A 17,432-nucleotide genomic window follows, 5' to 3' on the forward strand; every position below is an offset into this window, starting at 1 on the left:
TTGAACTCCATCGATACCTTTTAACCATAACTCTATTTGACTCGAATCATGGCAAAACCAGTACCTTCATTCAAATTCCCTGGAACTCGTGGCGCAGTCGATGGTAACACGGCGGTCATTTTATGTGAACGTGAAGGAACCGACGCTGCCGGTGCCTATCCAATCACCCCGTCGACGCAGATGGGCGAATACTGGGCCGACGCAGCGGCTCAGGGTTACGTCAACACGTCGGGCCGTCCGCTGATTTTTATCGAGCCGGAAGGCGAACATGCTGCTGCCGCTGTGACCGCTGGTTTGTCGATGACGGGCCTACGAGCGAGTAATTTTTCATCGGGTCAAGGGATCGCCTACATGCACGAATCGTTGTATGCCGCGGTCGGCAAACGATTGACTTACGTGCTAAATGTCGGTGCCCGCGCGATGACCAAATCGACGTTGAACGTGCATGCCGGTCATGATGATTATCACTGCATGGACGACACCGGCTTCTTCCAAATGTTCGCCAAAGACGCCCAGGCCGCAGCGGATCTGAACATCATCTCCCACCGTATTGCTGAGCTGGCTTTGACTCCGGGTGCGATCGCTCAAGACGGTTTCTTGACCACGCACTTGATCGAGTCGATTCAAATTCCTGAACGGGAATTGATCCAGCAATTTCTTGGTCGGCCTGACGATATTATCGACACCCCGACGCCTGCCCAGCAGATTCTTTACGGTGACACGCGTCGCCGCATCCCAGAGATTTGGACGGTCGACGATCCGATCATGACGGGTACAGTCCAGAACCAAGATTCTTACATGCAAAGCGTCGCGGCGCAGCGTCCCTACTTCTTTGACCACATTGAGGAATTAGCGGACAAATCGTATGAAGAGTTCTATCAACTGACTGGCCGCCGTTACGATCGTGTGATGACGTACAAAGCCGACGATGCCGATTACTTGATTTTCGGTCAAGGCAGCATGGTTCCGACGGCAGAAGTCGTAGCCGACTATCTGCGAGAATCTCGCGGTATCAAAGTTGGCGTGGTCAACTTGGTGATGTTCCGCCCCTTCCCCGCCGATTTAGTTGGCAAGATCTTGCAAGGTAAAAAGGGCGTGGCCGTCCTCGAACGGCTCGACCAACCCTTGGCCGTCGACTTGCCACTGATGCGTGAAGTCCGGGCGACGATGAGTCGTTGTCTGGAAAACGGACGCGACAAGAAAGAACAACCGTTCAAGCATCTGCCCGCCTACACCTCGCTGACCGATGCACCGTCTCTCTATTCCGGGTCGTTCGGGATGGGCAGCCGTGACCTGCAACCGGAAGGTATCATCGCGGCGATCGAAAACATGTTGCCCGAAGGTGGACGACGCAAATTCTTCTATTTGTCGATCGACTTTTTACGCGAAAATCCGGTCAGCCCCAAACAGCGAATCCATCAAGAAAACATTTCGGATAAGTATCCGAATATCCGCGACCTAGCGATTCGTGGCAGCGAAAATCCGAACTTGATGCCCGACAGCAGTATTACCGTGCGAATGCACTCGGTCGGCGGTTGGGGAGCGATCACGACGGGCAAAAACTTGGCGATGACGCTCTACGATTTGCTCGACTATCACATCAAGGCAAACCCGAAATACGGCAGTGAAAAGAAGGGGCAACCGACGACCTATTACTTGTCGGCATCGCCGGAACCGATCCGCGTCAACAGCGAATACTTTTACGTCGACGTCGTTTTGTCACCCGACCCCAACGTCTTCAATCACACCAACGCGTTGGCGGGATTGAAGGAAGGCGGTTGTTTCATCATTCAAAGCGACCTCCAATCACCCGAAGAGGTTTGGCGAAGCATCCCTGAACCGTATCGGCGCATCATTTCCGACAAAAAGATCAAACTGTTCTACCTCGATGCTTTCCAAATCGCTCGCGAAGTCGCCAGTGATTCGGATCTACAATTGCGAATGCAAGGAATCGCATTCCAAGGAGCGTTCTTTGCCGCTTCACCGGTCGCTGAGAAAGCAGGATTGTCCGAGCAACGATTACTCGAAGCAATTCACGATCAACTGAAAGCAAAATTCGGCGGCAAAGGTGCTCGTATCGTCGATGAAAACATGCAGGTGGTCAAACGTGGCTACGACGAAATCAAACCGGTGCCACATGGAGATGTGACACAGGAAGAAGCGAGCAACAATGGTGCTTCGAAGGAACCCGCATTGCCGGTCCTGTTGAACAGACAACCGAAGAGCCAATCGGCATTGACCGACATTCATCGGTTCTGGGAGCAAACCGGTTCATTTTATGCTCGCGGCATGGGCACCGATACAATCACCGACCCCTTTATCGGTTTGGGAACCATTCCCGCCGTCACGACATTGTTCCGCGACATGAGCGGCATTCGCTTCGAGCATCCCCAATGGATCGCAGAGAATTGCACCGCTTGTGGCAAGTGCTACACGGTATGTCCCGACACAGCGATCCCTGGTTTGGTAAGTGAGGTTGGTGAGATCTTCGATACGATGATCGAGCGGGTTCGCAAACAGAAACCTGACTTAAAACACCTACCACGTCAATCGCGAAAAGTGGCCCAGCGTTTACGGGACATCTTCAACGATGCAAAAGAAACCGACAACGTTGCTGGCATGATCGACGGTGCGATCGCGCAAACGATTCGCGAATGTAAAGACGCACCAGAGACGGTGGAAGAGATCAAATCGGAACTAAAATTGTTCCGCGATGAAATTGGCGACTTCCAATTCGCCCTGTCGCGGCCCTACTACACCAACAAGGAAAAAGAAGCCGCAGGCGAAGGTGGATTGCTGAGCATCACCGTCAATCCCTACACCTGTAAAGGATGTATGGAATGCGTCGAGGTTTGTGATGACGATGCCCTGCGGGTTGTTAAACAAACCGAGGAATCCGTTAAGTCACTACAACGAAATTGGTCGGTTTGGCAGGACTTGCCAACCACACCGCAAAAGTACATCCGTGTCCAGGATATGGAACAAGGCATCGGTGCTCTCGAAACGATGCTGCTCGACAAACGAAACTACTCGGCAATGGCTAGTGGTGATGGGGCTTGTCTCGGTTGTGGTGAAAAGAGCATCGTGCATATCTTTACGGCAACGGTCGAAGCTCTGATGCAACCTCGTGTCAGCAAGCATATCGATTATCTGACGGGACTCATCGAAAAGATGGAAAGTCATATCCATCGCAAGCTGATCCAAGACATTGACGTCAGTGATCCGGCCGCGTTGTCAAAAACCATCGAAGAGATCGGGTCGGGCGATGTTACCCTAGGCAGTATCGCGAAGTTGATCGAGGAAAAAACGGGCGGCCAACCCATCGACCAAGAATGGCTCAATCGAATCACTCGTCTGTTGGAAAAACTGAAAAAGCTGAAGTGGAATTACACCGCTGGGACCAGCGGTCGTGGGCGTGCAAATGCCGGCATGATCAACTCGACCGGATGCTCCTCGGTTTGGGGAAGCACGTTCCCGTTCAACCCGTATCCGTTCCCATGGGCGAACCACTTGTTCCAAGATTCGACATCGGTTGCACTCGGTCTCTTCGAGGGGCACATGAGCAAGATGGCTGATGGTTTCCGTGTCATTCGCATGGTCGAAAGCGAATTAAACGACCAACGTCCAATCGACGAAAAATCGATGACCCATTTCAATTGGGAGCATTTCACGGATGAAGAATGGGAACTCTGCCCACCCGTGATTGCCATGGGTGGCGACGGAGCGATGTACGACATCGGTTTCCAAAACTTGTCTCGCGCGATGATGTCGGGCAAACCGATCAAGGTCGTCGTGCTCGATACACAGGTCTATTCGAACACGGGCGGACAAGCGTGCACCTCGGGCTTCTTTGGCCAGATCTCCGACATGGCCCAATATGGCAAAGCGACCAAGGGCAAACCCGAGGTTCGTAAGGAAATCGGCTTGATTGGAATGGCACACCGCACGACTTACGTCATGCAAAGTGCGATTTCGAATCCGAATCACTTGATCGAAGGGTTCATTGAGGGGCTCAAAACGCGGCGGCCTGCCCTGTTCAATCTCTACACCTCATGCCAGCCCGAGCACGGTATCGGTGACAACATGAGTGCGAACCAAGCGAAATTGGCCGTCGAGTCACGGGCTTACCCGTTGTTCCGCTACAACCCGGATCATGGCCATCTGCCCGAAGATTGCTTCGACCTCGACGGCAACCCGTCGATCGATGAAACGTGGCCGACTTATGAGCTGAATTATATCGACAGCGGGCGCAAAAAATCGATGGAGATCCCGATGACGTTCGCTGACTTTGCGGCGACGGAACATCGTTTCCGCAAACATTTCCGCGTCGCGCCGATTGAGACTTGGAACGACAAGATGGTCCCAGTGGCCGAATTTCTGGAGATGTCCGACGAAGATCGCGAGGGCATGTTCCCTTACATTTGGAGCGTCAACCGCGACTCGGAATTGATGCGGTTGTTGGTCGCCGAGCCGATCATTCGTTCCTGTGAAGATCGTCGTGATTTCTGGGGCATGCTACGTTCGATCGCTCGCGTCGGAGAAAAAACGATCGACCGAAGTGAAGTCGAAAACGAAGTTCGTCAAGAGATGACTCAGCGAATTGCGATGGGCCTTGCCAACATGATGTCAGGCGGCGGTGTCGCAGCGATGGTGTCAGGATCAAACGGCAGCTCGTCAGCAATCATCGATGCGGTTCCGAAAACCGATGCTCCCTCATCCGGCGACAATTACCTGGCTCCTTGGATCGATACACCCGAGTGCACATCGTGCGACGAGTGTGTGAATTTGAACAAGAAGATTTTCGCCTACAACGACAAGAAGAAAGCGGTCATCAAGGATCCCAATGGCGGTCCGTATTCGGACCTCGTCAAAGCGGCCGAAAAGTGTACTGCTGGGATCATTCATCCAGGGTTGCCGAAGGACCGCAGCGGCAAGGATATCGAAAAATGGATCGCACGAGGTGAGAAGTTTAACTAATGTTTGACGCTGTAAAACATCTCTTTGGCGTCAAAACGTTCGCCCATGGGATCCACCCGCCCGACTCGAAAAACGACACGAAAGAATTGGCGATTCACCAATTCCCGTTTGCCGAGTTGTTGATCGTACCATTTTCGCAGCATATCGGTAAACCGGCGATCCCAATCGTCGGTGAAGGCGCAGAGGTGACGCGTGGGCAAATGATCGCCAAGCCCGATGGTTTTATGTCGGTCGCAATTCATGCACCCGCAACGGGTGTGATTCGAAGCATCAGCTTGACACCTGCGATCAACGGCAAGATGACGCCAGGGTTCTTTTTGGAACCCTACACGGCATCGACCCAAGAGGTCATGGAAGGTCCGCCGGTGATGCCGGATACGGCAAGCAGCGAAGAGATTTTGTCCGCGATTCAGAACGCTGGTGTGGTTGGTCTCGGAGGCGCCGGGTTTCCAACCCATGCCAAATTGAAGGTTCCTGAAGGCAAATCGGTCGACGCTTTGATTATCAACGGAGCGGAATGTGAACCTTATTTGACGACCGATCATCGCGTCATGCTCGAACATGCCGAAGACGTGATGAAAGGAATCCCCTATCTGCTTCGCGCGACCGGGGCAAAGACCGTCGTGATTGCGGTCGAGTCAAACAAACCGGATGCCGCCGCAGCCCTTCGAAAAGCGCTGCCCGCAGACTTGCCGATCACGGTCGAAGTCTTGCCAGTGAAATACCCGCAAGGGGCTGAGAAGATGTTGGTCTCGGCACTACTCGGACGCGAAATCCCGTCGGGCGGCTTGCCGCTTGATGTCGGCGTCATCTGTACCAATGTCGGAACCACTGCTGAAATCGGGCACCTCTTGCCTCGCGGCATGGGGCTTTACGAACGTGTCATCACGGTCGGAGGGCCTGCGGTCAAAAAGAAGGGGAACTACCGAATCCCGATCGGCACACCGCTTCGCTATATCCTCGATACCGTTGGCACCGAAGACGACATCACCACCGTTGTCATGGGTGGGCCGATGATGGGGGCGGCGGCATCGAGTTTGGACATCTCGATTACCAAGGGGTCGACCGGCGTGATTGCGTTCACGCACCGAGAAACCGGCCGAGTCAACGAGATTCACGAATACCCGTGCATCAAGTGCGGAGCTTGTGTCGATGCCTGTCCGATTTTCTTAAACCCATCACAACTTGGGATATTGGCGTCAAAGGAACAGTACGAAACGATGGTTGACGAGTTTCATTTGCGAGATTGTTTTGAGTGCGGTTGTTGTACGTTCGTCTGTCCATCGCACATTCCGCTTGTGCAAAAGTTCCGCGTCGCCAAAGCCGCGTCGCGTAAAGCACAAGCGAAGGCCGCAGCGGAGGCAGCGAAATGACTCGGTTAGCAAAAACACTTACCATTCGAAGTTCACCTCATATCCGGGCGACGTCGGGTGTCGATTCGATCATGTTCAATGTCGTCTTGGCGATGTTGCCGGTCTGCTTCTACGCCGTTTACATCTTTGGGATGGCAGCGTTCCTCGTGCTCGCCACGTCCGTCGTCACCTGCGTCTTGACCGAACACCTGCTGTGCCGCATCAATGGCAAAGCAACGACAATTGGCGATTGGTCCGTCGTGATTACAGGTGTCCTATACGGATTGACTTTGCCACCTTCGTTGCCTCTTTGGATGGTCGTCGCGGGAGGTGTGATCGCGGTCGGTGTCGGAAAATACCTGTTCGGCGGCTTGGGATACAACACGTTCAACGTCGCCTTGGTTGGGCGAGCGATCCTGCAGGCTGCATTTCCTGCGGCAATGACGACTTGGCCGGACGCGCCAGTGAACCGATTCGGATCACTGCCGTCATCGACGTTGGCCTTGCCGTTGACCAAACCGATATACGACGGAGTTTCATCGGCGACACCGCTTGCCGATTGGAAATTCAATCAAGTCGCTGCCGAAACCGGCGATTTGTTTATGGGCACGATCAGCGGCTCAACGGGCGAAACATGTGCCCTACTGATTCTGATCGGGGGCATTTATTTGGTGGCGCGGCGGATGATGAATTGGCGGATTCCGGTCGTCATCTTGGCGACGGTCGCCATTGCGACTGGGATTTTGCATTTGGTCGATCCTGAGCGTTACGCCAGCCCCACGTTTATGTTGTTTTCAGGTGGATTGATGCTTGGCGCCGTCTTCATGGCCAGCGACATGGTCGGTTCTCCGATCACGCATTGGGGGACCGTGATCTATTCGGTCCTGATTGGGCTGCTCGTTGTGCTGATTCGCGTTTGGGGTGGTATGCCCGAGGGAGTGATGTACGCGATCCTTATCGGTAACGCGGCCACACCGCAAATTGATAGTTGGATCCAACCGAAGGTTTACGGGACGTCGACGCGGAGGGCAGCAACATGAGCGAGACCGGACTAAAAGAGGGGACACCCGAGACAAAGAATCCACCGGCACCCCAAACCGCATCAGCGGCCAAAATTTACAGCGTCGTGCTCGGCGTCGGTGTTGTATGCAGCTTGCTAATCGTCACGACCTACGAAGTGACGCGGCCGATCATCAAAGCAAACAAATTGGCGATGCGAGAACAAGCAATCCTGGACGTGATCCCCGGCGCCGTGACAAGTAAATCGTACCAGTTCGATGAGACGGATGCCCATTTCCACCCGGCCACCGCGGATGCCGAGGAATCTGAACTGATCTTTGCTGGCTACGATGAAAAAGACAACTTGGTTGGATTGGCTATCGAAGCAAACGCGATGGGTTACCAGGATACGATTCGGTTGTTGTATGGCTATTCACCGGAAAAACAAGCGATCGTAGGGATGAGTGTATTGGAAAGCCGAGAAACGCCCGGTTTAGGTGACCGCATCCAAACCGATCCCAATTTCCGTGCAAATTTTGAAGCGTTGGATGTCTCGGTCAACCCCAGCGGCGATGAGTTGGCTCACCCGATCGAGTTTGTAAAGGAAGGTGAAAAGCAAGAGCCTTGGCAGATCGACGGAATCACCGGAGCGACCATTTCTTCAAAGGCGACGGCGGACATGTTGAGGGCGAGCACGAGTGAGAAAATACCCTTGGTAAAAGCAAAAAGCGATGATTTTCGATCGGTTCCCAAACCTGAACTTGTCCCCGACACCGAGGGAGAGGAATAAACGATGGCCATTGGTTTAGAAAAAGAGACGATGAACGACACGAACGACTTCCTCGATGGCATCTTTAAACGCAATCCCGTTTTCGTACAAGTTCTTGGCATGTGCCCCACGTTGGCGGTGACCAATACCGGAGTCAATGCCTTGGCGATGGGGTTGGCAACAGCGTTTGTGTTGCTGATGTCAAACATTGCCGTATCACTGCTGAGAAAGATTGTGCCCGCGCAGGTTCGCATCGTCACCTTCATTTTGGTGATTGCAACCTTTGTGACGATCGTCGACTATTTGATCCAAGCGATTAGTTTGGATTTGCATCGAGCATTGGGGGCATTCATTTCGCTGATCGTGGTCAACTGTTTGATTCTCGGCCGAGCGGAATCGTTTGCGTCCAAGCATGGGGTGATCCGTTCGATCAAGGATGGGCTTGGCATGGGGCTTGGGTTTCTGATCGGGTTACTTTGCTTAGGAATTGTCCGCGAAGTGATGGGCAATGGAACATTGTTCGGACTCCATTTGTTCGGCGAATCGTTCCAACCATGGACGGTGATGATGTTACCGCCCGGCGGCTTTTTCACGTTGGCAGCATGGCTATTGTTTTTCAATTGGCTCTCAAAGCGTCGAGCCGACAAGGCAATGCAACAAGAGGTGGTAAAATGAATGATGCATCGCTGTGGTCGATTTTCATCAACGCGTGTTTGGTCAACAATTTTGTCCTGGCGTACTTCCTCGGAATTTGCCCGTTCTTGGGCGTTTCGAATAAGCGAGACACCTCGCTGCGAATGGGGATGGCGGTAACGTTCGTGATGCTGGTCAGCTCGATGGCCGCGTACGGGATCCACTTATTGCTTTTGTGGGTTGACGCTCCCTACTTGGAGCTAATTTCCTTCATTGCCGTGATCGCTTCCACCGTCCAATTGGTCGAGATGTTCATCAAGAAGATGAGCCCAACTTTGTTCAAGGCATTAGGCATTTTCTTGCCGTTGATCACTACCAATTGCGCGATTTTGGCAGTTGCGCTTTTTCAAACCAATCGCAGTTATAGCTTCTTGCAATCGATCGTCTTCGCCCTGGGAGCCGGAGCCGGCTTCACCTTGGCGCTTGTGTTGATGGCAGGATTGAGAGAAAAATTAGAGTTGGCAAATTTACCCGAAATCGTGAAAGGGACTGCAATCACCTTGACGCTCGCCGGATTGTTATCGGTATGCTTCATGGGTTTCGCAGGCTTGTTCAATTAGAAAAGCGTAGCCTAGGCTTCTAGCCTGGGATTACACTGGCCACCCCAGGCTAGAAGCCTAGGCCACATACATATTGACCCCAGGCTAAGAAGCCTGGGCTACGTAACATTGATCCAAGGCTAGAAGCCTGGGCTACGTAATATTGATCCCAGGCTAGAAGCCTGGGCCACGTAACATTGATCCCAGGCTAGAAGCCTGGGCCACGTACATATTGATCCCAGGCTAAGAAGCCTGGGCCACGTGAGCGACTTGAGCACTAAACCGAAAATGAGTCACCATGTTTGAGCAAATTCTAAAAGCCGCTATCGGAATGATCTGCGTGATGGGCGTTTGGTTATTGGTTCAATCACTGTGGCGACTCTTGTCGGGTGCCATGCCGAATCAAGACGCACTCGGCGGACGAGTCGGCTGCCATAGCTGTGATTGCAAAACGCCATGCGAGAACTCAAAAACAAACGCCCAATAGCAACATAGGCCTAACCGACTCCATCAGAATTTTGTTACACTATGCTTCGTCCGAAAAGGGGTCTGACCGACCTCTTGAAAGGGTCAGACCCCTTTTCGGACAAAGCCCTACAGGGCTTCCCCTGAAGTCATAAAACGGACTCACCAACTAGCACTCAGCCGAATGGGACGAATCGATGCGATTATTAGATTTTGACGTAAAGACACGCTATAAAGCAGTCGTTCTCCGTAGCGAACGACTGACTCCGGAGGATTCGAAGGAGGACGTTCGCGACATATCGATTGAGGTCGAGAGCCACGAATTCGATGCAGTCGTGGGCCAGAACATTGGCGTGTTAGCGCCGGGGCAAGCCGAACTTGGGCAAGAGTTTCATCTGCGTTTGTACGGTATCGCCGATCTACCGAAGACTTCGTCGGATGGCCGCAAACAGATTACGATTTGCGTTCGCCGCTGTAGCTACATTGATCAATATAGCGGCGAAGAGTATCCAGGCGTGGCTTCGAATTACCTTTGCGATCTTCGCCCTGGCGATTCGCTAACCATCACGGGTCCCTATGGGCAACCGTTCAAGGTTCCCGAAGAACTCGATGCCAACTTGATCCTTATTTGTGCCGGTACTGGCATCGCTCCGTTCCGAGCGTTTGTCAAGTATTTGTACAAAGAACGACCTGATTTCCGAGGCCGCATCAAACTGTTCCATGGCGGACAAACCGGTCTCGATCTGTTGTACCGCAACGACGAGAAAGATGATTTCGTGTTGTATTATGACCGCGATACCTTTGAAGCCATTGACGCATTGAGCAAGCGACCTGGTTGGACAGGCGCAAGCGGATGGGGAACAGCGATGCAAGAGCGTGCGGGCCAAATTGCCGACATGTTGTCCGACCCGAAAACGTACGTTTATGTCGCGGGCGTCGAGCGAATCCGCCACGAGTTAGACGAGGTCTTTTGGGCCGTCACCGGCCTGACCGAGGATTGGAGCCGAAAGAAAGAAAAACTCGTAGAAGAAGGACGCTGGGTCGAACTGCTCTATTAGTGGTCGATCCATGATTCTTTTCAGGCCATGATTCTTTTCAGGCCATGATTCATTTCCGGCCACGATTCTTTTCCGGATAGCGAAAAAGCCGGATAGCGAAAAATCGTCAAGGGTTTCGTCCACCCTGGAAAACGAAAGTCTTGACGACTTCCCCTACGACGAGAGGCGTCAGTAGGTAAATCGACGCCCCACAACCTGCCTTCAGGAAATCTTCACCAACGTGGTCGCTTTACAGTCAATCTTCTGGAGATGATTTTGTGGCCTTCGCGATGCGATGTCACCGAGCTTGACAGAATGTGGGACCATTCCATCCCTCACGATCGCAATCGATATATCAACTTGGGTTACTGGATGGACGCTGAGGATTTGGATCAAGCATCCAGTGCACTATTACCAACAGGCACCTTTGGGCCAATCGTGAGTCAATTTGGTCAAACCTCTTTGTGAAGTCCTGATAAGGAATGCGATGGATCCGAAAATAATATCGGCTCCGGCACCTTTCCTGCACATCACCCTCACATTAGGGTATGACCAGACTCCCCGTAACTTGTACTATAGCATTCATATTGATCCTGGCCAGGTATGCAAGAGACGCGCAATCTATCGAAGCGATATTTGCATTGCTGGAAAAACGCACGAAAACCAGATTTGTTTGCTTTTCTACACGAGAACCGCATCAGCGATCCGGCTGTCTTTTGGCGGCTAGTTCGGATTGATTTGAGTTGTCGCTGGCGACTGCCAACCACCAAGCCCAGCTTCGAAATTCCTGCTAGACCGACAATCGAAGACTATCAAAACCGGGTTTCACAAGCTCCTGCGGACTTGCGTGGCAACATGCCACTCCGTTTCAAGCCCGCCTTGTTGCCGAAGAAAAGAACCCACGTTTGATTCTTGGTAACTACGTCATCGAAGACATACTTGGTGAAGGTGGGATGGGGCAAGTGTATCGAGCGGTCCATCGCAAAATGAAACGCGAGGTCGCTTTGAAAGTCATCTCGCCCGCCCTGCTCAAAGACGCTCATGCGATCGATCGGTTCAACCGCGAAGTCGAAGCGGCAGCGAAACTCTCACACCCCAACATTGTCACTGCGTTTGACGCTGGCGAAGTCGACGGAGTTCATTTCTTGGTGATGGAGTACATCGCCGGTACCGATTTGAGCACCTACGTCCGTCGACACGGCATGCGATCGCTGCCTCAAGCAATCGAGTTGACGCTGCAAGCCGCGCAGGGATTGGCGTATGCACACTCTCAAAGCATTATTCATCGTGATATCAAGCCATCAAACCTGTTGCTGGGTCACGACGACTCGGTTCGCGTTTTGGATTTGGGATTAGCCCGAATCGTTCCCACCGATGACCGCTCCATTACCGACGGTTTGACCAGCACGGGGGTCGTGATGGGGACGGTTGACTTTATGGCGCCCGAGCAGGCCTTGGACTCGAAAGCAGCGGACGCCCGCAGCGATATTTATTCTCTGGGATGTACCATGTATTACTTGATTTGCGGACAGAGTGTGTACGACGGCGACACCGTGATGAAGCGGATTCTAGCCCATCGCGAACAGCCGATTCCTGATTTGTCTGAGATCAGCCCGAACGCTACACCTCGCCTACAATCCGTATTCGCAAAGATGTTGGCAAAAGAACCTGTGAACCGTTTCGAATCGATGAACGATGTGATTCAGGAATTGGAAGCGGTTTTGCCAGAGCTAAGCCGCGAAACGGATAACAGACCGAGAGGACACGGGGCAGTCTCGCTCGCTCCGACGACCCCAGCAACCTTCGATCCGATCGACGAGAGTGCTAAAGTGACGATGGCATCGGCAACCTTTGACGATACCGTTCGGCCTGCGGAGCCGGGGCCGCAAGTGTCGTTGCCGCACATCACCGCCGCGATGAAGCCCAAACGGCGCACCAGCGCCGGTCGGGGGCGAATTGGCAGTAAAGCACTCGCGTTGGCCAGCGGCGGTTTCTTTGCGATGTTTCTGTTGGGGGCGATCGTGTTCAATTTCACCAGTCCAGACGGCACGGTGATGGTCGAACTTGACGGTCCCATCGAAGTGGCGTCGGTGAAGGTCGACGGCAATGAAGTCATCTGCTGGTGCAGAGGATCGGCTGAAACCGGAATACCGACGAAACGACTCGACAGAGACGATTGCGTCCGCGTTTCCACGGCCCAAGTATGACCCGTCGCCGTTGCCAGAATTAGGCACATGGCGGCCGGCCCATGCGGCGGATGTGAAGTTGTTTGATGCCGGGATGAAGGAAGCTCCGCTACTGCCCGGCTTGGCTCTACGTCCAGCCAAGCTTGCCGGAATCAAACGCTGGAACGTCGAGACCGTGCTACCACGAGGAACAATGAATGTAGCCAAGTACAGTCCGGACGGTCGTTGGTTGGCGATTGGAAGTGCCGATGGATTTGTGCGAGTTCTTGATGGAACCATTTTCGTTGGATCGTTTTCGTCTGCTTTCCTCGCTAAGCCCATTCTGAATGCGAAAAGCGAAGCAAACCCTACGACTGATGTCATGCCGCAATCTGTATTCCCTGCGATGAGTGCGAAATGGTCACCTGATCTACTACATCGAAACCGACGATGGTGGTTTGGAAATCCTCAAACCGAGCGAGTTCCTACAACGCATCAAACTGTAAAGAGCGTCGATGGCCAACTGCCTATTTCATCGTAGCCTGAGGCAACGCCCCAGGACATTGTGCGATAAAATGAACACTTTGGCCAAAGCCATATTCAACCTCCGACTGATGGTCCAACCACCGGAGAACAAACCATGCCGCAATCTCTTTCGAAACTCGATGCCCATTCGATCTTAAGCACCAAAAAAACACCTCCCATTCCATCGTGGCGGAGCGAACCTTGCGCAACCTCGTCGCTGAACCAAAACCCACGGTATACAATGCTCGCTCGCGCCATGCGGTTGGTGCAAAGCGAGTTCGATCCAAAGACGTGCAAGCATTTTGGATGTCCAAAATCAACATCACCGGAAAATGAATATTCGGGTCTTGCATGCTGCGGAGTTTTTCAAGCTTGCTGGCAATGTCCTGCTTCGGACGTGCGACCGGCTCGGCTCCCATGCCAACCTTGACCATCGTCTCGGCATCCAAAATTGCGTTTCGGTCGTCCTTGCCCAACTGTTTCGTGCATCGCTTTACCGACGCCGCATCGCTAGAGTGTCAAAATGATTTACCTTTTGAAGGATCGCACGCCCGGCCTATGGAGTGGAATGAATAGCCGCTAGGTTTCGAAGCGTCGCTCCCCCAGTAAGGTTTTCGACTTGAAAACCATTTTGCCTCAGTATGCAACATGCGACGTGCCCTCGAACTCCGACGCCACAGGCGACAACGGTTTCCTTCGCCAAATCCAATTCAGAAATTCGAATACGCAATTCATCGACAGGAATCGAAATTGGATTTTCAACCCCTGCGAGTGGAGCTTTCGAAATTTCGTCGCAGGTGCGAACGTCGACCACTTGCTTGCTCGACAGATCGGCATCGAACTCACTAAAATCGCCGACCCCGTCCATTTGGTTGCACGCCGCAAACGCGGCCATGTGAACGGGGTCTTTGGCCGACCCGAATGGCGGTGCATAGCACAAATCGACTCCCGTCAATTGACGAACGGTGCCGCCAAACTGCATCGCCGTGGCGATCACATCGATCCGCTTATCCACGCCCTCGCCACCTACGGCTTGAGCGCCCAAGATTTTTTCTGTCTGCGGATCATAAACCAACTTGAGCGTCATCGTTTCCGCGCCGGGATAGTACCCTGCGTGGCTCTTCGCGATTACCGTCACACTCTTCGCATTGATATCGAACCGTTTTGCAAAGCTACGTGTCATCCCCGTACTGGCGGCACTGCACCCAAACACGCGTACCACCGAGGTACCTTGAACGGCCGGCATCGGATCGGATTTACCGGTAGCAGCATGTTGACCGGCCAGTCGACCGGCTCGATTTGCGGGGCCAGCCAACGCGATTCGCATTCTCTTTCCTGTCGGCCCGTAGACGTACTCTGCGGCATCGCCGACGGCATAGATATCAGGATCAGCGGTTTGCATGTAGTCGTTCGTCAAAATACCTCCCGTCGCTCCAAGTTCTAAGCCTGCGTCGACAGCTAACGACACGTTCGGTCGAACACCGATCCCCAGAACCACCAAGTCGGTTTCGATTTGCGTCCCATCGCCAAGAATCACCGCGGTTGCTCGGTTGTCATCGTCCGTAATGATTTCGGTAATCCCGCGACCGAGAAACAGTGACACTCCTTTACTCAACGCTTCGCTTGCGATCGGTGCAGCCATCTCAGCATCAAGCAATGGCAAAACCTGCGGTTGCAATTCAACAAGCGATGTTTCGATGCTCCGATGAATCAATTGTTCGACCATTTCAAGGCCGATGTAACCAGCACCGACGACGACTGCTTTCCTAGTCGCTTGGGCATCGACGATCGCCTTGATGCGGTCCATATCGTCCAGATTCCGCAGCGTTAAGACATTCGATGCATCGGCACCAGTGATGGGTGGATGAATAGGCGAGGCACCTGGAGCCAGGATCAACTTATCATAATCGATCCAAATCCTTTCCCCGGAATCACGGCGGAGCACTTCAACACGCTTCTTTTGACGATCGATCGAGACCGCTTCATGACGTGTGCGAACATCGATCCGAAATCGTTTGGCCAGAAATTCGGCGGATGCGACCACAAGTTCGGAGCGATCTTCGATCTCGCCACCGATATGATAGGGCAGGCCACAATTGGCAAACGAAACATCGCTGTCTTTTTCCAAAAGAATGATATCAGCGTGCTCGTTCATTCGCCGTGCTCGCGTTGCCGCAGAGGCTCCGCCTGCAACGCCACCAACGATCACAATTTTGCAGCCATCGTTCTTTGTCATCTGAATGTTCCCTATTCTTCTTTTAAGTTTTTCGTAATCGCGATTGTCGCTCGGCTCTCCGTGCGGAAAGCGGCGTCGCCTGGGGAGCGAAAATTGGACCGGAAACCACCGGTAAACGCCGCCAGCCCACCGAGCCGAACGACATTGTGGCGTTCGCCGCCTTGCGAATCACCGATTGGGTTTTCCCAAGAGATCGCATCGCTGTCAATATATCGTCACCTGGTGACATGTTGATATAATTGTTTTTTGTTTTTTTGTTCCGCCACATGAACCAATAAAGTTCGGAGAGGCCGCGTCATGCGTCTCGTCACTAGGCTGGCGTCTTGCCATGGAATGCTGGCAGGCAACCGCCTTTTCACGCTGCAAGAGACGGGGGGGCAAGCTCTCTTCCAAGCGGACGATCAGCTAGCCGTTTTTCATTTGGGCCGCTAAATTGGAAGGATGGACGTCCCCTCCCATACATGCCGATCAGAAAGACCGACGGAAAGACCGGTAGCCCAGTGCTTGGTTAGCTTTGGCAGCAACCTGGGTCACCGGAAAACCGTCATCGCCGAAGCAGCCCGTCAGATCGCCGATTCACCATTTGCACAGTCCTTTGCGGCGAGTCGGTTGTTTGAAACGCCACCCATCGGTGGCCCCGATGGGCAGGAGCCGTTTCTGAATGCGGCAGCCGCTTTTGAAACGACCGCCAGTGCTCGAGAAATATTGACGCTGCTACAATCGGTGGAAGAGCAACTAGGTCGCCAGAGGCTCCAGCGGTGGAGTGCTCGATCGATCGACCTCGACGTGATTTTACATGGACAATTGATCGGCTTTCAATCGGCTTTGATTGTTCCGCACCCTCGCTACACCGCTCGCCAATTTGTTTTGCAACCCGCCTGCGATGTGGCAGAGCATTACTGCGATCCTCGGTTTGGTTGGACCATCGGCCAACTGGCGCGGCACTTGTCGGCAGGTCACCCTTCCATTTCGCTCGTCGGATCCGACCACGCAACGCGTCGACTGTTGTGCAAACGACTTGCCGTGGAGCACGGGATTCCCACATTCGGAGTTTCCGACAAAATCGACGGACCTAGAACCCCCCCAAGTGGGTCGTGGGTCAGCGAGAGCCCTCCCCCGCTACCCGAAAACCGAACGATCGAGTCCACATCGGACGGCAGCTTACCGCGTCTGATTGCTCGGGTGAGCCGGACAACCGCCAAAACCCGCTGGCCCGCCCCCCATTTGATTTGGCCATCCACCACTCGCTGGCCAGAATACCGGTTGGAGATTGATGACCTCGACTGGGCCGTGAAGGAGCTTTCGTCGGCAATTGATTCAATGCGTTGTCCGGTCCGCCCGGTCTCGTCCGACGGGCTCTGGTATTAAGTAGCGTAAGCTTCCAGCTTGCGATTTGCGGTTAGGGAACGCAAGCTGGAAGTTTACGCCACGAACCCCTCCTCCCCAGTGATATGCGACAGAATGTCCCCCTCCTCCCCAACGACATGCGACAGAATGTCGCACTTCACTTTTCAAGGCTGGCAATTGTGCTCCATACCGCACAATGATATCCTGGGCCAAAAATGGTGCCTGCCTGCGACAATTTTATCCAGTCTGGTTGCAACAGAGACCGTTTTTCGGTGAAATTCTTGTCCGGTTTCTGCTCGACGTGCTTACAAACGTGGCTTTCATAGAT

14 protein-coding genes are annotated in these 17,432 nt (G+C 53.3%); 11 read left to right on the forward strand and 3 right to left on the reverse strand.

Annotated elements, in window-relative coordinates; all coding sequences use genetic code 11:
* Positions 1 to 48: 48 nt before the first annotated feature.
* The 10 genes from Q31b_RS11790 (at position 49) to Q31b_RS11835 (ending at position 13,537) form a co-directional block, all read left to right on the forward strand.
* Complete coding sequence (locus Q31b_RS11790; protein WP_146599859.1) at positions 49 to 4,977, forward strand: 2-oxoacid:acceptor oxidoreductase family protein; 4,929 nt, start codon at positions 49 to 51, stop codon at positions 4,975 to 4,977.
* Positions 4,977 to 6,350 carry an electron transport complex subunit RsxC gene (gene rsxC / locus Q31b_RS11795; protein ID WP_146599860.1) on the forward strand — a complete coding sequence of 458 codons (1,374 nt, stop codon included), beginning with the start codon at positions 4,977 to 4,979 and terminating at the stop codon, positions 6,348 to 6,350. Before Q31b_RS11790 ends, rsxC begins: the two co-directional genes overlap by 1 nt.
* Complete coding sequence (locus tag Q31b_RS11800) at positions 6,347 to 7,369, forward strand: RnfABCDGE type electron transport complex subunit D (protein WP_146599861.1); 1,023 nt, start codon at positions 6,347 to 6,349, stop codon at positions 7,367 to 7,369. The genes rsxC and Q31b_RS11800 overlap by 4 nt, the downstream gene beginning before the upstream one ends.
* Positions 7,366 to 8,118, forward strand: a complete 753-nt coding sequence (locus tag Q31b_RS11805; protein ID WP_146599862.1) for an FMN-binding protein — start codon at positions 7,366 to 7,368, stop codon at positions 8,116 to 8,118. The genes Q31b_RS11800 and Q31b_RS11805 overlap by 4 nt, the downstream gene beginning before the upstream one ends.
* A 3-nt stretch (positions 8,119 to 8,121) precedes the next feature.
* On the forward strand, positions 8,122 to 8,772 hold the full coding sequence (rsxE, locus tag Q31b_RS11810; RefSeq protein WP_146599863.1) for an electron transport complex subunit RsxE: 651 nt from the start codon (positions 8,122 to 8,124) through the stop codon (positions 8,770 to 8,772).
* Positions 8,769 to 9,350: an electron transport complex protein RnfA gene (locus Q31b_RS11815; protein WP_146599864.1), complete on the forward strand. Its 582-nt coding sequence runs from the start codon at positions 8,769 to 8,771 to the stop codon at positions 9,348 to 9,350. The genes rsxE and Q31b_RS11815 overlap by 4 nt, the downstream gene beginning before the upstream one ends.
* 277 nt (positions 9,351 to 9,627) lie before the next feature.
* The gene (locus tag Q31b_RS11820) at positions 9,628 to 9,816 is read left to right on the forward strand and encodes a hypothetical protein (protein ID WP_146599865.1); all 189 of its coding nucleotides are present in this window, start codon (positions 9,628 to 9,630) and stop codon (positions 9,814 to 9,816) included.
* 175 nt (positions 9,817 to 9,991) lie between these two features.
* A complete protein-coding gene (locus Q31b_RS11825) occupies positions 9,992 to 10,852 on the forward strand; it encodes a ferredoxin-NADP reductase (RefSeq protein ID WP_146599866.1) in 861 nt (286 codons plus the stop codon).
* A gap of 884 nt (positions 10,853 to 11,736) precedes the next feature.
* Positions 11,737 to 13,038, forward strand: a complete 1,302-nt coding sequence (locus Q31b_RS11830) for a serine/threonine protein kinase (protein WP_146599867.1) — start codon at positions 11,737 to 11,739, stop codon at positions 13,036 to 13,038.
* Positions 13,039 to 13,048: 10 nt separating this feature from the next.
* A complete protein-coding gene (locus Q31b_RS11835) occupies positions 13,049 to 13,537 on the forward strand; it encodes a hypothetical protein (protein ID WP_146599868.1) in 489 nt (162 codons plus the stop codon).
* Here the strand turns inward: Q31b_RS11835 and Q31b_RS11840 are convergent.
* From Q31b_RS11840 to Q31b_RS11850, 3 genes are all read right to left on the reverse strand, one after another.
* Positions 13,524 to 13,997, reverse strand: a complete 474-nt coding sequence (locus tag Q31b_RS11840) for a hypothetical protein (RefSeq protein WP_146599869.1) — start codon at positions 13,995 to 13,997, stop codon at positions 13,524 to 13,526. The genes Q31b_RS11835 and Q31b_RS11840 overlap by 14 nt on opposite strands.
* Positions 13,998 to 14,077: 80 nt before the next feature.
* Entirely contained in the window at positions 14,078 to 15,757 is a 1,680-nt protein-coding gene (locus tag Q31b_RS11845) for an FAD-dependent oxidoreductase (protein ID WP_146599870.1), read from the reverse strand.
* Positions 15,758 to 15,779: 22 nt separating this feature from the next.
* Positions 15,780 to 15,986 (reverse strand): hypothetical protein, encoded by a 207-nt coding sequence (locus Q31b_RS11850; protein ID WP_146599871.1) that lies wholly within the window; start codon positions 15,984 to 15,986, stop codon positions 15,780 to 15,782.
* Positions 15,987 to 16,198: 212 nt separating this feature from the next.
* Here Q31b_RS11850 and folK point away from each other — a divergent pair, with 212 nt between their 5' ends.
* Positions 16,199 to 17,125: a 2-amino-4-hydroxy-6-hydroxymethyldihydropteridine diphosphokinase gene (folK, locus tag Q31b_RS11855; RefSeq protein WP_146599872.1), complete on the forward strand. Its 927-nt coding sequence runs from the start codon at positions 16,199 to 16,201 to the stop codon at positions 17,123 to 17,125.
* The last annotated feature ends 307 nt before the right edge of the window (positions 17,126 to 17,432 follow it).

Source organism: Novipirellula aureliae, assembly GCF_007860185.1.
Lineage (GTDB): Bacteria > Planctomycetota > Planctomycetia > Pirellulales > Pirellulaceae > Novipirellula_A > Novipirellula_A aureliae.

Coding starts and splice junctions, on each gene's coding strand:
- Q31b_RS11815 (WP_146599864.1), top strand. CDS start 8,769: ATGAATGATGCATCGCTGTGGTCGATTTTCATCAACGCGTGTTTGGTC.
- Q31b_RS11790 (WP_146599859.1), top strand. CDS start 49: ATGGCAAAACCAGTACCTTCATTCAAATTCCCTGGAACTCGTGGCGCA.
- Q31b_RS11800 (WP_146599861.1), top strand. CDS start 6,347: ATGACTCGGTTAGCAAAAACACTTACCATTCGAAGTTCACCTCATATC.
- rsxE (WP_146599863.1), top strand. CDS start 8,122: ATGGCCATTGGTTTAGAAAAAGAGACGATGAACGACACGAACGACTTC.
- Q31b_RS11825 (WP_146599866.1), top strand. CDS start 9,992: ATGCGATTATTAGATTTTGACGTAAAGACACGCTATAAAGCAGTCGTT.
- Q31b_RS11805 (WP_146599862.1), top strand. CDS start 7,366: ATGAGCGAGACCGGACTAAAAGAGGGGACACCCGAGACAAAGAATCCA.
- folK (WP_146599872.1), top strand. CDS start 16,199: ATGGACGTCCCCTCCCATACATGCCGATCAGAAAGACCGACGGAAAGA.
- rsxC (WP_146599860.1), top strand. CDS start 4,977: ATGTTTGACGCTGTAAAACATCTCTTTGGCGTCAAAACGTTCGCCCAT.
- Q31b_RS11845 (WP_146599870.1), bottom strand. CDS start 15,757: ATGACAAAGAACGATGGCTGCAAAATTGTGATCGTTGGTGGCGTTGCA.
- Q31b_RS11850 (WP_146599871.1), bottom strand. CDS start 15,986: ATGTCACCAGGTGACGATATATTGACAGCGATGCGATCTCTTGGGAAA.
- Q31b_RS11820 (WP_146599865.1), top strand. CDS start 9,628: ATGTTTGAGCAAATTCTAAAAGCCGCTATCGGAATGATCTGCGTGATG.